10 protein-coding genes are annotated in these 14,794 nt (G+C 39.1%); 2 read left to right on the forward strand and 8 right to left on the reverse strand.

What is annotated here, in order from left to right:
- Nucleotides 1-64 precede the first annotated feature (64 nt).
- From J1N10_RS10290 to J1N10_RS10305, 4 genes are all read right to left on the reverse strand, one after another.
- Nucleotides 65-1,975 carry a SusD/RagB family nutrient-binding outer membrane lipoprotein gene (locus J1N10_RS10290; protein WP_262326616.1) on the reverse strand — a complete coding sequence of 637 codons (1,911 nt, stop codon included), beginning with the start codon at nt 1,973-1,975 and terminating at the stop codon, nt 65-67.
- Between the two features lie 4 nt (nt 1,976-1,979).
- Nucleotides 1,980-5,309, reverse strand: a complete 3,330-nt coding sequence (locus tag J1N10_RS10295) for a SusC/RagA family TonB-linked outer membrane protein (protein WP_262326617.1) — start codon at nt 5,307-5,309, stop codon at nt 1,980-1,982.
- 127 nt (nt 5,310-5,436) lie between these two features.
- Nucleotides 5,437-6,600 (reverse strand): FecR family protein, encoded by a 1,164-nt coding sequence (locus J1N10_RS10300; protein WP_262326618.1) that lies wholly within the window; start codon nt 6,598-6,600, stop codon nt 5,437-5,439.
- A gap of 77 nt (nt 6,601-6,677) precedes the next feature.
- Nucleotides 6,678-7,265 (reverse strand): RNA polymerase sigma-70 factor, encoded by a 588-nt coding sequence (locus J1N10_RS10305; protein ID WP_262326619.1) that lies wholly within the window; start codon nt 7,263-7,265, stop codon nt 6,678-6,680.
- A gap of 559 nt (nt 7,266-7,824) precedes the next feature.
- Between J1N10_RS10305 and J1N10_RS10310 the strand changes: the two genes are divergently transcribed.
- A complete protein-coding gene (locus tag J1N10_RS10310; protein ID WP_262326620.1) occupies nt 7,825-9,462 on the forward strand; it encodes an alkaline phosphatase in 1,638 nt (545 codons plus the stop codon).
- Nucleotides 9,463-9,546: 84 nt separating this feature from the next.
- On the forward strand, nt 9,547-10,680 hold the full coding sequence (locus J1N10_RS10315) for a YibE/F family protein (RefSeq protein WP_262326621.1): 1,134 nt from the start codon (nt 9,547-9,549) through the stop codon (nt 10,678-10,680).
- A 76-nt stretch (nt 10,681-10,756) separates the two neighbouring features.
- Here the strand turns inward: J1N10_RS10315 and pdxA are convergent, their stop codons facing one another.
- The 4 genes from pdxA to J1N10_RS10335 form a co-directional block, all read right to left on the reverse strand.
- Entirely contained in the window at nt 10,757-11,821 is a 1,065-nt protein-coding gene (gene pdxA, locus J1N10_RS10320; protein ID WP_262326622.1) for a 4-hydroxythreonine-4-phosphate dehydrogenase PdxA, read from the reverse strand.
- Between the two features lie 123 nt (nt 11,822-11,944).
- Nucleotides 11,945-13,378 carry a leucyl aminopeptidase family protein gene (locus J1N10_RS10325; RefSeq protein WP_262326623.1) on the reverse strand — a complete coding sequence of 478 codons (1,434 nt, stop codon included), beginning with the start codon at nt 13,376-13,378 and terminating at the stop codon, nt 11,945-11,947.
- Nucleotides 13,379-13,389: 11 nt separating this feature from the next.
- The gene (locus J1N10_RS10330; RefSeq protein ID WP_262326624.1) at nt 13,390-13,794 is read right to left on the reverse strand and encodes a hypothetical protein; all 405 of its coding nucleotides are present in this window, start codon (nt 13,792-13,794) and stop codon (nt 13,390-13,392) included.
- 3 nt (nt 13,795-13,797) lie between these two features.
- Nucleotides 13,798-14,784, reverse strand: a complete 987-nt coding sequence (locus tag J1N10_RS10335) for a DUF4837 family protein (protein ID WP_262326625.1) — start codon at nt 14,782-14,784, stop codon at nt 13,798-13,800.
- Nucleotides 14,785-14,794: the final 10 nt, after the last annotated feature.

Here is a 14,794-nt window from a genome sequence, read left to right on the forward strand (position 1 = left end):
CCCAACTGGCATTAAAAATACCAGGTTAAGGATACCTTTCATATTTTAAGTTACTAAACGAGTGTTAGTTTACTTTTTTAGAGTACCACTGGTAGGTTGTAACAAAGTGTACACCATTACCTACCTGACCATGTTCTTTAATCTGGTTTTGAATAGCACTTTCAACATGCTCTGTATTGTTTGAACGCTCTCTTTCAGGATAGTTGATACGGCGAGGTCTCCAACCTTCAGTGTCACCACCATTATGGAATGGCTGCTCGCTAAAATCAGCTGTTGGAATCACTTGTCCTAATACCATGTTTTCAATCTCAACATCAGCTGCATTATAAACCGGCATTTCCATCTTCTCTGTTCCAGGATAAGAACGACCAGTTGATGCATAACCAGGCTGCAGCTCAACATTTGTTCTGTTCCAGATAGCAAAAGCTTCGTAACCGCCTTGTGCTGTCATGCATGACTTCCAACGCTCTCTCCAGATAGTTTGGTAATCAATAGTACCAGACAAAATTGTGTTGATATAATCTGCTGATAAATCATCATACGAGATTTTTTCACCTTCAGTGACCGATTGCTTAGCAATGTATTCCCCTACAGAAGGAGCATCGAAGTATGTTGGATATTTCTCTAATGATAATTCAATTGCTTTTTCAAGGTTGGCATTAACTGTGCTTGGAACATTCCATCCGCGCATAGCTGCTTCTGCCAAAATATAGTATGACTCGTCGCCACTATATAAGAACAATGGAGCCGTGCGTTTACCTAAAGTCTCAGGGTTAACAATAGTCATAGTATGAAATTGGTTGTATTTAACTGATTCCTCCTCATTAATAAACCAATTACCAAATACTCTTTCTTCTTCACCAGCTTCATTTTTCTTAACCATTAAACCACGAACAGAAAAAGACTCTGTTCCTCCTCCTCTAAGCGGATTAAAAGTAACCGGCTTAAATGGTTCTCCCGGACGAGCTGCTTCTTCGAATGCATCAAAATCTTCCTGACCTGTCCAGGCACCAAAGCTACTTCCCTGATGAACAGCCTGTGAAGCCACATAGAAGATACGTGGGTCGCGGTTTTGCTGTGCCTGACGAAGCCATTCTTCACCAACAAACACATAACCACCACTTCCGCTAATTAAACTGGCAGCACCGTTAACAATCATACCCCAGTCACCACCTATATCACCAGTTGGGATAAGGGCAGCATCTGTTGTTTCGTTACTGGTAATATATCCGGCTGCATGATTAGCAGCTTCTTCAACAGTTGATTTAGCCCAAGCTTCATCACCATTAACACCACGTAAACCCATACGCAAGATTAAAGAGTTGGCTAATTTTGCCCAAGCTTCCTTACGCTCTGTATCATCGGCAATACCACCATAAATAATATCGTTAGATACTCTGAATGGCTTTGTCGAAGTTGACATTAAGGTGTTTCGTGCATCCTTTAAAACTTCAACGCCTTGCTTGTAAATATCTTCCTGGCTATCATAAGCTGGATAAAAAACTTTATTGTGGTAACCAATACCTGCCTCGTTAAATGGCACGTCACCATACAAATCTGTTACACGCTGAAATGAGAACTGCAAAGCAATATTAGCAATAGCCAGTTTTGCTTCGTTTTCGCCAGTAGCATCATCAGACAGCAACTCACGTAGGTGCACTCCATGTTTAATGGCGTCGGCATACATCTCCACCATTTTCGCTTCATTATATCCATCAGCCGTTCCGCTAAACGCCTGTCCTGTACGATAACCACACTGAAATAAACCAGAAAGTGGCCCTGCTAAAATTAATGCACCACGGTGCTCTTCGTGTGGAGAACCGTTGTAACGCATCCAAATACGTGTTAATAAGTAACCTTCTTCCATATCAGTTACCTTATTAGGATCCGTATTTATATTCTCAAAATCGTCTGTACAAGCTGTGCCAAATAAAGTCAGCACCGCTAAAAACATCCAAAATATATTATATTTCATTGTATTAGAATTTAATATTCAAGTTAAAACCAAAGTTACGTGGCAAGGATAGGCTACCGCGCTCAACACCAGCACCTCCGTTTGCAATTGAGAAAGTAGCCTGAGGATCAATGTTATCAGTTGCTTTCCAAACATATCCCAAGTTACGAGCGAAAACACCAACTGAAGCTCCGCGCATAAAATTCACTTTCTCAAACATTTTGGCTGGGAATGAATAGTTCAGATTAATTTCCTGCACTGCCAGGTACGAAGCGTCGTAAATAAACTGTTCGTTGATGCTGGCAATTTCCCCGAATAATTCCATTGGCGTAGAGGTAGTACCTAAACCTTCCAACTCAGCTGGGTACCAAACTTCTCCTTCGGTATACTGATCGCGCTGAAGCGTTGCTTTGTGCTTACCATTAGAATAAGCAGATGCTTCAGTGCTAGAATATAGTTCTCCACCAAATTTACCATCTAGCACAAAAGTCGCTCTCCAGTTTTTGTACGAGAAAGAGTTAATCCAGCCTAACATTGTTTTGTGGTAGGCATTACCCAATACATGTCTTTCGTCAGTACGTCTTGGACGGCTATTTTCATCTAAGGCGATAGTACCATCTTCATTTCTCATGTACTTATAACCCATAATCTGGCCGTATGCTTCACCCGGGCGCGCTACAATATTCACACTTGATGTTTCAAACAAGCTTAACTGAGGAACACCTTCGGTTAGGCTTAACACCTCATTTTTATTATAAGCATAATTCAGACGTGTATTCCAGCTAAAGTCAGCAGTACGAATCGGATCGGCATATAAGCTGATTTCAACACCGGCATTTTGAATAGCACCAGCGTTAATAATAGCATTGTGGAAACCAGAAGTGGCAGATGTGCTTACTTTTACAATCTGATTATTAGCTCTTGAGCGATACCATGCCGCATCCAAACCTAAACGGTTGTTAAAGAATTTCAAATCAACACCAAGTTCAACTGATTCGTTCATCGATGGTTTCAATTCTTTATTCGGAATGGTTCCGCCATCAATATGACCGTTAGCAGCATCTCCGCCATAACCCGGAATTTTGTTTGAGTTAATCTTATAGTTTAAAGCTAACATATATGGGTCGGTATCTGAACCTACCTCAGCCCATGAAGCTCTGAACTTACCAAACGTAAACCACGATGGCATGTTTATTAACTCAGAGAAAACAAACGATGAACTTACCGAAGGATAGAAATATGAGTTATTGTCCTCTGGCAAAGTTGATGACCAGTCGTTACGGGCAGAAAAGTCTAAATACAAATATGTACCATAACGGAACTGAGCGGTACCAAATACTGAATTAATTTTCTTCTTAGCGTAATTCGGCTCAATGGTACGATCGGCACCAAAACCTACACGTTGCATTGCCGGATCAGTAAAGTTCTCTTCGAACGTATTGATTTGATCAAACTCTTTAACCATAGTAGCTGCACCACCGTTAACAGTCATACCCCAGCCATCAAAGTCTTTGTTGAACGTTAATAAACCGTCAATATTGGTTTCTGTGTCGCGAGAATTACCTAACATGACACGACCTCGTGTGTAATAAGGTGTACCAATTGGCCATAACGAATTGTTCTTGAAGATGGTTAAGTCGTTACCATAACGAACCATAGCGCTTAAATTGTCGTTGAAGTTGTACTTCGCCTGCCCCATACTTAACACACGCTCTTTTTCGTATTTGTGCTTAATCTCGTTCAAGCTCCAGTAGATGTTACTGTCTCTGTTACCAAAACCAACAGGTAATCCTGTTTCAGCATCTTTATAGTCTTTTAAATCATCAAGCGGCACGTTATTAGGAACACCAACCAGGCTCACAGAAAATGGGCTGGCACCAATCATCTGATTTGATGACTCTTCATTAATGTACGATAACTTAGCTGTTAACTCTAATTTACCATCCCAGGCTTTTGTGTTTCCATTTAAGGTTATGATGTTACGATCATAACTGGTATTGGGCACCATACCTGTGTTATTCAGGTTACTGTACGACATACGCATTGTTGATGTCTCAGTATTGTGGTTCACTGCAATGTTATTACTTAACGTCACCCCTAAATCATAGAAGTTGTTTTCGTTGTCGTAAAACTTATACTCACGCTCATCACCACGGTAGTTGGTATACTTCTGTCCATTGTACTTCGCTCCCCACATAGCAGTGTTATCTTTCGCTTCCTGCTGGTTAGTAGGCATGTTGCCAAATGTACCCTGTCCGTAAACATCCTGCCAGTCGGTGTAAATACGAGCCTGGTCAATGGTTGTTGTTGATACAAAATCAATGGTTGTACCTTCGGCACCTTTACCTGATTTTGTAGTAATCATTACCACACCGTTAATCGCACGTGAACCATAAAGAGCCGTTGCAGCCGCACCTTTTAGTACAGAGATATTTTCAATATCATCGGCAGCAATACCCGACATACCGTTACCAGAGTCAATACCACCGTGGTCTTTACTATCACCGTTTGAGAATTGTGTGTTTGAGATAGGCACACCATCTACTACATATAAAGGTTCGTTTGAACCATCAGCAATGGCGGTACCACGAATAATAACAGAAGTTGAACTACCAGGTCCTTGTGCGGTAGAGCTTACCTGCACACCTGACAGACGACCAGATAATGCCGACATAGCATTCGATGGCTTAGCTGTTTCAAAAGCTTCATCACCAACCTCAGCCACTGAGTAACCCAATGCTTTCTTTTCACGTTTGATACCTAAAGCAGTCACAACAACTTCGTCCATGTTCATAACATCTTCTAACAAAGTAACATTGTAAGATGAACCTTCAGCCACAACCACTTCCTGAGTTGCAAAACCAATAAATGAATAAACAATTACACTGTTAGCTGACACCTCAAGTGAGAACTGACCATCTAAATTAGTGATAGTACCAACTGTGGTTCCTTTAACCGTAACATTTACTCCCGGTATACCCATTCCGAACTGATCAACAACCGTACCCGACACTTTAACTTTCTCTGGTTGTGCAACAGCAGTTACTTTTGCTTCTTCAGCCACAATCACTACCTGATTGTCGTACACTTTAAAATTGGCGTTTTCAAGTACCTCATTTAGCACCTCTTCAACACTCTCGTTTTTTGCATTAACCGAAACCAACTGATTGATATCCAACGTTGATTCATTGTACACAAACACCATGTTACTCTGTGCTTCAATAGCACTTAAACATTCTTTAAGAGATACCTCTTTTAATTTCAAATTAACCTTTTGTTCTTTCAATCGGCTTGATGCAAAGGCATCATTCGAACCAAGAATCATGATTAAACAAGCCAAAATGCCTGTCTTCATCAAATTTCTTGTTCTAACCGAGAAGAAGGATTTCCATTTCCCAGTGAAATTCATAAATTAGTAATTTAATTAAATGATTAAAAAAAGCTTTGAAGGGTGTGTTTTTGACCGAGCGCACCCTTTTTATTTATTCTTCTATATAAAACTCTATGTGATTATTATTCATTTTATAATTAACGCCTGTTAAATCGCATAAAGCCTGACAAACCTGTTCGATATCTTCGTCAAGCAAAAGCTTACCACTTAACTGCATTGGCATTACCTGCAACTCCTTGCAAACAGTAATCTCACAATTGTAAAATTGCTCCATTTGCTTCGCTAGCATTCTGATCGTATTTCTATCTAAACTCAAATAACCGTCTTTCCAACTGGTGTAAATGACGGTATTAACCTGCTTTACCTGAAGTGTATTGTTAATAACATGATAATTACACTTTTGACCAGGTTTTAAAATGGTTTGTTGTTTATTAAAAGTCGAGTTTCGTTCAACCTGCAATGAGCCCTCCACTAAAACTGCTGACTGAGCATTGCTATTTTTATAAGAACGAATATTAAACGATGTCCCTAAGACAGTATAAGTTATTTTATCGGTCAACACTTTAAAAGGCTTTGTCTTATTAGGAGTTACATCAAAATAGCCCTCTCCAACCAACATTACCTCACGTTTCTCGGCTGCATTAAAATGAATGGGAAAAATCAGCTGACTTCCGGCATTTAACCAAACTTGTGTACCATCGGCCAATGTCAGCTGTGCCGTTCTTCCATAAGGCACTTGTATGGTATTTAAATCCGCCTCAACCTTTTCAACCTTTTCAACACACATCTTATTGCCTTGCTTAAAACGGATACCTTGCTCATCGGCTGAAAGAGAGGCGTGCTGCTCGCTTATCGAAAAAAATTGTCCATCAGCTAACTCTAATGTTGTTTCTGTAACCTCTCCGGGATGTTCAATTTGTAAAACTGCATACTTATCTGTGCTTTTATTAAGAGACTGAAACGACAAACCAACAACTATTGAAATAGCAGCCGCAATTGAGCTTAAAGTTATTATCAGGCGTTTGTTATTCGACTGTTTATTGGTAATATTATATTTATCTACAAATCGATTCCAGTCATCATCGGCACTCGACACATTTTTAACTTCAGCCTCTTTTTTATAAGTATTAAACAAACGTTTGTTATCCTGGCTTTCATTAAGCCATTTATCCAACACCGTTATCTCATCGACCAAAGCATCTCCTGCCACATATTTCTCAATCAGCGACCTGTATTTTTGATTTATCTCTCCCATTTTTGCATCTTTCACTATTACTACACGCACTAATTCAAATCCCCACACTTTTTTTAAGAAAAAAATATCAAATGCTACTATGGAAGTAATGCCAAAACAAAAATGGCTGTTTTCAAATGCTTCAATTTTGTTTGCAAGGTCTTATTGGCCAAGGTAATGTGTCGCTCCACACCTTTAGAACTAATATTTAACTGTTGAGCAATCTCGTTGTGCGCATGTCCTTCAATTTTCGACAACTTATACACTTCTTTGCGCTTAACCGGTAGGTCTTCGATAGCTTTAAGAATCTCCGAAAAGACATAAAAATGGTCAGTATCTACATTGTGCAAATCAAAATCCAATCTGTAGACCCTATCAATGGCTTCATAATTTTTAGCAAAAGCTATGAACTTTTCGTGTACTTTATCGTGATTAAGTTGGTTTAAGCACTGGTTTCTGATGGAGCGATACAATAAACCAACAACCGACTGTTCGGTATCAATCGAACTATGTTTATCCCATAGTTTAAAAAAAGCATCCTGCACAATATCCTCAGCCACATCCGATTGACAAACAAACAAACTGGCATAATTACACAGACGTTTAAAATACGCTTTATAAAAAACCTGAAAAGCATCAATATCTCCTGCTTTAACCTTTCGGACTATTTCCTTTTCGTGGTTCATACGACTTAGATTATATGGCAAAATGTTAGCTATGGATTTACGATCGACGAAAGTAATTTTAATGCCATATTGCTACAATGGACAAATGTTCAGCTAGGTAAACAAATGTATACACCCCTTACATCAACCTGTTTATCTGCACATTACATTTAACGCCGTATTCGGGTAATTGCGCAAAAACATGAATGGTAGTATGACATACATCATGAAAACACCAAACAGTGTTACATAATACATGAATTAACTTAAGTAGGAAACGGGAAATATTATTACCAAAATGTTAATTCAAGCAAGCAATTACCATTTTACTAAAAAAGCATGCAGAATACTTTATTAAAAGCGTTTAGGTAAAGTATTGTCGTTTAAAATAGATCAAAACATTGATTACCCCATTAATTAAGTATTAATATATCTTATTTATAAGAATATCGCCTTAAATATTTGACAGTATGGTCCGTTCTACTTTGCGATTGATTAATATTAGCAACTGACATTTGCAGCACATTATTGACGATAGTCATTGAATAATGTCGATATAATCTAATCAAAAATGTTAAAAATGAAAGCTTTATCAAATTTTAAAAGTGCTGCAATTTCATTTGCAATCATGGCTTCTATTGCCATTGTTTATACCTCATGTGGTGAGGATGAAAAAATCGTTGAAGTAGAAGTAGAAAAAGAGGTGGAAAAAATTGTTGAGAAAGAAATCGACCCGAGAACAGATTACAAAACACCTAAGTATGTCTTCTTTTTCATTGGTGATGGAATGGCCAACGTACAGCTTAATGCTGCCGAAGCGGCTTTAAACAGTTCTGACTTTGGATTAAAATCAGTAGGCGTTGGTGCTTTAAACATGCAAGAGTTCAAAGTATCAGGTATGCAAACAACTCATGCCGAAGACCAGTATATAACCGATTCGGCAGCGGCTGCAACCGCTTTAGCAACAGGAAAAAAGACTACGGTTGGTACTATTTCGGTGAATGCCGATGATTCGGAAGATTTTAAGACCATGGCGGAAATGGCTAAAGAGCAAGGCATAAAAGTAGGCATTATTTCAAGTGTGAGCATTGACCATGCCACACCTGCCAGTTTCTATGCACACACATCAAGCAGAAACAATTACTACACAATTGGACAAGACCTTGCTAAAAGTAATTTCGATTATTTTGGTGGTGGCGGTGTTCGTTGGAACAAGTATGATTCTGATGGTGAGACTTCCGGTTTGGCTGAAGATGTTAACTTATTTTTAAACGCTCTGAGCTCAAATGCTTATACATATGTCGATACAAAATCAGAATTTGAGGCATTAACTTCTGAGAGCGGTAAAGTTTTTGCCACCCTTGAAACGTTTAAAACCGATGTAAGCTCCAACTCAGCAGCTCTTCCATACGAGATTGATCGTCCTGCAGACCAGCTTTCATTGGCCGACTTCACAAAAAAAGGAATCGAAGTTTTAGATAACGAAGATGGTTTCTTTATGATGGTTGAAGGTGGAAAAATTGACTGGGCTTGTCACGCCAACGACGCTGTTGCCTCTGCAATGGATGTGATTGCCTTTGACAAAGCTGTTGGCCACGCCATTGATTTCTATAACGAGCACCCTGATGAAACCTTAATTATCGTTACTGGCGACCACGAAACAGGAGGATTAACCTTAGGTTATGGTGGAACAAAGTACTCTACAGCGTTTACGTTGCTTAACTACCAAAAAATGTCGTACGATGCGTATTACAATAATATTGTTAAGAGTTGGGATCCTGCCACCATTACTTTTGATGAAGCCCTTGCTTCAGCCAAAGAATACTTTGGCCTTGGCGATGCTGACAAAACAGAGCTATTGACCAATACTCAAAATGGTGAAGTCACTGTTTCGTTGCAATTATCAACTTATGAAGAAGAAAGACTCCGCGAAGCTTTTAACTTGACAATTGACATTATGAATGGCTCAGTTAACTACTGGGAAGCCTGTGATGGATATGATATTGATGTATTTGGCGGAAACAGTTACAATCCTTTCGTGGTAACTGTTACGCATATCCTTAATGAAAAAGCAGGACTTGACTGGACCAGTTACTCACACACGGCTGTTCCGGTGCCCGTTCTAGCAATGGGACAAGGCGAGTATGTTTTTACCGGTTATTATGACAATACCGATATTGCCAAGAAAATTATTGAAGTAGCAGGTTACAATAAGTAATTTATAACACGAATAATATGCCACAAACTGCATGTAAAAAATTTACATGCAGTTTTTTCACTAATCATTTCTTATTATTAGCCAATGTCGACTCACAACAAACGCTATTCAAACATAGCCTTTACATTAATAATCCTGATTTCAACCATTCTATTATCAGTTCTTCCTACAGGTTTTGAAAACCCGATTCTTCTCAGAAATAAAGAGCATGTTAAATCAACTGTTATTAAAACAAACAATGATGACCTGAACAACTATGGTGTTGTTACTGTCGGCACCCAAGACTTACAACTCGTTCTTGAAAGTGGCGACTTTAAAGGGGATACAGTGGATGCTCACAATGTGCTTTTGGGACAAAAGAAATTAGATAAAATATTTGCCAAAGGAGACAAGGTATTAACGATTGTTCAAACAAGCGATACAGGAGATAAAGTCATCAGTGCACGAGCCGATGACCACTACCGCATTCATATAGAATGGATTTTATTGGCCTTATTCGCTTTGTTTTTAGTTGGCTTTGCCGGCATCACTGGCTTTAAAGCTCTGTTATCATTCTTGTTTACTGCCTTGGCTCTTTGGAAAATCCTTATCCCACTTTTATTAAAAGGCTTTTCTCCTATTATTGCTTCATTTGGAATTGTCATTTTAACAACAACTGTTATTATTATTCTAATAAACGGATTTTCGAAGAAAGGTATAGTAGCACTCAGTGGTTCAATTACCGGAGTTGGCATTACCACACTGCTGGCATTAGTTTTTGGTCACTTTTTTAAGATACCAGGTACCGTTCAGGAATTTTCTGAAACCTTGCTTTACACCGGAAATACCCACTTGAACCTCTCTGATATTTTTATCTCCTGCATTTTTATTGCCGCTGCAGGCGCTGTAATGGATGTAGCTATGGATATAGCAGCAGCGCAACACGAGGTATTAGACAACCATCCAACCATTAACACGAAAGAACTAATTAAATCGGGCTTTAACGTGGCTTATCCGGTAATAGGCACCATGACCACAACCCTACTTTTTGCCTACTCAGGAAGTTTCATGTTCGTATTTATGGTGTTTATGGCCAAAGGCACTCCCATGATAAGCATCTTTAATACTAATTACATTGCGGCTGAAGTATTACATACCTTGGTTGGTAGTTTTGGATTGGTATTAGTAGCACCTATTACTGCAATAATTGGTGGTGTTATGTATGTAAAAAACAGATAATTAATACTAAGTACATTAAAATAAAAATCCCCTTGAGAACTCAAGAGGATTAATCGTTTAATATTATTTGACACAATTAGTCTTTTTGCTCCAACTCATTTATATCATAGCTTTTAAGCGGATTCTTCGACAGCTCAATATTCATCTTGCGGTTGCGACAAACATCAACAGCCAGGTAAACAGCCTCTTTGAACGAATCGGCATTCGCTTTGTCTTGTCCTGCAATATCAAAAGCTGTTCCATGGTCGGGCGATGTACGTATAAAGGGTAAACCGGCTGTAAAATTCACTCCCTTTGAGAAGGTCAGTGTTTTAAAAGGAGCCAAGCCCTGGTCGTGATACATGGCCAAAATTGCATCGAAATTACGGAACTGATCGCTACCAAATAGTCCATCGGCAGGATATGGTCCCAATGCCATAATGCCTTCTTCTTTAGCTTTATTGAGCGTTGGAATTATAATTTCCTGCTCTTCATTTCCGATCACACCACCATCGCCTGCATGCGGATTTAAACCTAATACGGCAATGCGTGGCTTACGAACAGAAAAATCCTGCTGAAGCGTTTTATTTAATGTACGCAACTTCTTTAATATACTTTCTTCTGTAATATTTGCGGCTACATCTTTTATTGGTACATGACCAGCCACCACACCAACTTTCATGTGCTCTGATACCATTAGCATCAACGCTTCACCTTCACCTGCAACCTGGTGTAAATATTCGGTATGACCTGGGAAGTTAAATGACTCTGATTGAATATTTTCTTTGTTAATAGGTGCTGTTACTAACACATCAATCTTACCATCTTTCAAATCATTCACAGCTTTTTCCAAAGCTTTAAAAGCAGAATCACCTCCAATAGTGGTTGACTTACCCAGTTCAACACGAATATTGTCATCCAGACAGTTAATAATGTTAACTCGCTTATTGTGGGCATCATCAACACTATTAATACTGTTCAAACTGAAATTTGGAATATTCAATGCCTTACGATGATAAGCCGCTACTTTTGACGAACCATAGATAACCGGAATGAAAGAATCAAAAATCCTGGCATCTGATAAAGTCTTAAAAATAACCTCGTAACCAATACCGTTTATATCGCCGTGGGTGATGCCCACTTTTATTTTATTTTCGCTCATAAGTACTGTTTTTCTGATTTTACAAACTGTAAATCAGTAATTGTGCACTAAAATTAGTAATAGTTAATTAGTTTTTAGGCAGTAGACAGCAGTTTTATTGAATTAATGCTTCAACTAACTGAACTAGCACTTGCTTTTCAAAAACTCATACAACATTCGAACACCAACACCGGAAGCTCCAGCTCCCCGATAACTATCTTCTTTCTTCACAAAAGCCGGCCCTGCAATATCTAAGTGAATCCATGGACTTTCAACAAAATGACTTAAGAACTTACCAGCTGTAATAGCACCAGCTTCACGCCCACCAAGGTTTTTAATGTCAGCAATATCCGATTTAATCAGCTCACCATATTCGTCCCAGAATGGAAATTGCACAACGCGCTCATACACGCAATCACCAGCATCCTGCAGTTGTTTAAACACCTCATCTGAAGCCGATCCCATACCAACCGTTGCATATTGCCCCAAAGCCATAACAGCGCTTCCTGTCAATGTTGCTAAGTCAATGACTAACTCCGGTTCATACTTTTTCGAGTACGATAGTGCATCAGCTAAAATCAGTCGCCCTTCTGCATCAGTATTCAACACTTCAACCGTTTTTCCATTGTGCATGGTTAAAATATCACCCGGAACAATGGCATTACCTCCTGGTCGATTATCAGTTGCCGGAATTAACCCAATCACATGAACGGGTAATTTGTTAGAAGCAACAGCCACCAACGAACCAACAACAGATGCTGCACCGCCCATATCGGCTTTCATATCATCCAAACTTCCCGGAGGTGTTTTAAGGTTGATACCTCCAGTATCAAAAACAACCCCTTTACCAACTAACACGACTGGTTTTTCATTAGTGGCCTTTTCAGGTTTCCACTCCAGTATATGAAACGCAGGCGGATCAACACTTCCCTTATTGACACCAAGAAGGCCGCCGAACTTAAGTGTTTCGAGTTTTGACTTATTAAAGATTTCAACATCAAAACCATGAACAGCCCCCAGTTCGGTGATGCGGTCAGAAAGTTCTTCTACGTTTAATGTCGACACCGGTTCATTAACCAGGTTACGGCTTACGAAAACCGCATTACTCAACAAACGCAGCTCATCAAGGTTGGCTTGATTCAGCACCGATGAAGCCACCCAAATCGTTAGCTCTTGTGCTTCGTCTTTATTATCTGTCTTATACTTACCAAAGCTATAAGATGACAAAGCCAAGCCTTCTGTTAAAGCTAAAGTAAGGGCTTTATCTCCAACTAAGTCATAAATACAAACACCTGTTTGCTTGTCTTTTTTCAGTCCGCCATAAATGCTTGAACCATCTTTTCGCAAAGCTTCGTAGCCTTTGTTATTTAACTCATCATCGGCAACAATGCGCACATAATACACAATGTTGTAGTTCTGAATTGTAATTAATTTTTCTTCGGCTTCTACCTTAGCTTCCACATAGGCTAAAGCATCGTTATTAAATCCAAAATCTTTAAGTAAAGCTGTGTCTTTAACGAGGAATATATTTCTTACGCCTTCGGGGCGTTCACCCGTGTGTTTTATCGATAATTGCATAATGGTATGTATTATTCAGTCAGCTCGGGCGAATCGGTAGATTCACTTTGCCCCTGAGCTTTAAAATATTCTCTAATCATTACTTTTTTCATCTCTCGATGAATAATCAATTCAGTCAGTGCATCTTCGTAAGTAGCATCACCCATATCCTTTTGGTAAACAGCCACCTGCGACTCTGTCACATCAATGCGGTATAAAAAATTAAGAAACTGTGAATAATGTTCGCCCATAATGTGAACGATATGCACGCGCATCTGCTTAAATACCTCATCGTAAAAGTGCTCGACATTACCAGAAAAGGTCACTTCAAAACCAAACTCAGCAAAGTCTTTGGTTATCTGAGCAGCCGCTTTTCTGATTAAATCATCGCGGCTACAGGCTTGACGCAATGCCTGACTGTTTAGTTCGGGAAGCATCTGTTATTTGAAGTTTAAAGTGTACATCAAGGCTTCCATCTGACGAATTTTGTCTCGCTTATCCGGTTTCTCAGGCGAATAAACAAAACCATCAGTAATCACCACACGATTGTTCTTTTTATCATGATGTGCCTGAAGAATAAACGGACCACCCATCATATCGTTTTGAACTTTCCAAAGTCCACGTAATTCAACTACTTCCTTATTATTGATGCTTGCTTTTTTATAGATAACAGGGAAATGATGTTCGGTTGTCATAAACGAACCTGCTGATGGCCCTGGCACGTTTTTATTTAAAATAGAGTCGCGCTTATTCAGTAAATACTCTTTTGAGAAAGTACCATCGCCCACATATGGAAACTCATATACAAACATGCCCTGAAAACCCCAGTCAGCATCTTCCTGCATCCAGATAAAGGAATCCAACGATTTTTTATTGTTTAAACTTGTTGGCACATTTAAGCGAACACTAAAAGTTGAGTCAACACGCTTTACTAACTCATCACTTGGATATTTTTTATAGGAAGCAATAAAACGATCTCGCTCTGCCTTGTTAAAAAAGCTAAGAATTTTCAACTGGTGCTCATCAACCAGTCGTTTTAATGTAGCGGTATCTTTAGCAGTGATGCCCACAACTGCTTGCGGACGTGCCCACCGGTCTTTATAATATTTTACAGCATCTTCTTTAACATTGGATTTAACTGTAACCACCACCACATTACGAATTGTTTTCATAAAATTGGTAAACGAACGATGTGGTGCAACACTCATCTTAAAATGCGGCTCTTCCTGGGGCAAACCCAAATAAGTCTCTCTTAATAAATTCTGTAATTCAACACCTCCGGGCGATGTTTTAATTTTATCATCCATTACCACCAGCATTTCGCCGGCTTTACCGCCTACATTAGGTTTATGACTTGATTTTTTATCTTTACAAGCATAGCCTGCAATGACCACCATTATCAGAAGAACATATTTTGAATATCTCATATCAGATTGA

Origin of the sequence: Carboxylicivirga litoralis (assembly GCF_025499605.1) — a bacterium.
Classification (GTDB): domain Bacteria; phylum Bacteroidota; class Bacteroidia; order Bacteroidales; family Marinilabiliaceae; genus Carboxylicivirga; species Carboxylicivirga litoralis.

Coding starts and splice junctions, on each gene's coding strand:
- J1N10_RS10295 (WP_262326617.1), bottom strand. CDS start 5,309: ATGAAGACAGGCATTTTGGCTTGTTTAATCATGATTCTTGGTTCGAAT.
- J1N10_RS10335 (WP_262326625.1), bottom strand. CDS start 14,784: ATGAGATATTCAAAATATGTTCTTCTGATAATGGTGGTCATTGCAGGC.
- J1N10_RS10325 (WP_262326623.1), bottom strand. CDS start 13,378: ATGCAATTATCGATAAAACACACGGGTGAACGCCCCGAAGGCGTAAGA.
- J1N10_RS10300 (WP_262326618.1), bottom strand. CDS start 6,600: ATGGGAGAGATAAATCAAAAATACAGGTCGCTGATTGAGAAATATGTG.
- J1N10_RS10290 (WP_262326616.1), bottom strand. CDS start 1,975: ATGAAATATAATATATTTTGGATGTTTTTAGCGGTGCTGACTTTATTT.
- J1N10_RS10330 (WP_262326624.1), bottom strand. CDS start 13,794: ATGCTTCCCGAACTAAACAGTCAGGCATTGCGTCAAGCCTGTAGCCGC.
- J1N10_RS10305 (WP_262326619.1), bottom strand. CDS start 7,265: ATGAACCACGAAAAGGAAATAGTCCGAAAGGTTAAAGCAGGAGATATT.
- pdxA (WP_262326622.1), bottom strand. CDS start 11,821: ATGAGCGAAAATAAAATAAAAGTGGGCATCACCCACGGCGATATAAAC.
- J1N10_RS10315 (WP_262326621.1), top strand. CDS start 9,547: ATGTCGACTCACAACAAACGCTATTCAAACATAGCCTTTACATTAATA.
- J1N10_RS10310 (WP_262326620.1), top strand. CDS start 7,825: ATGAAAGCTTTATCAAATTTTAAAAGTGCTGCAATTTCATTTGCAATC.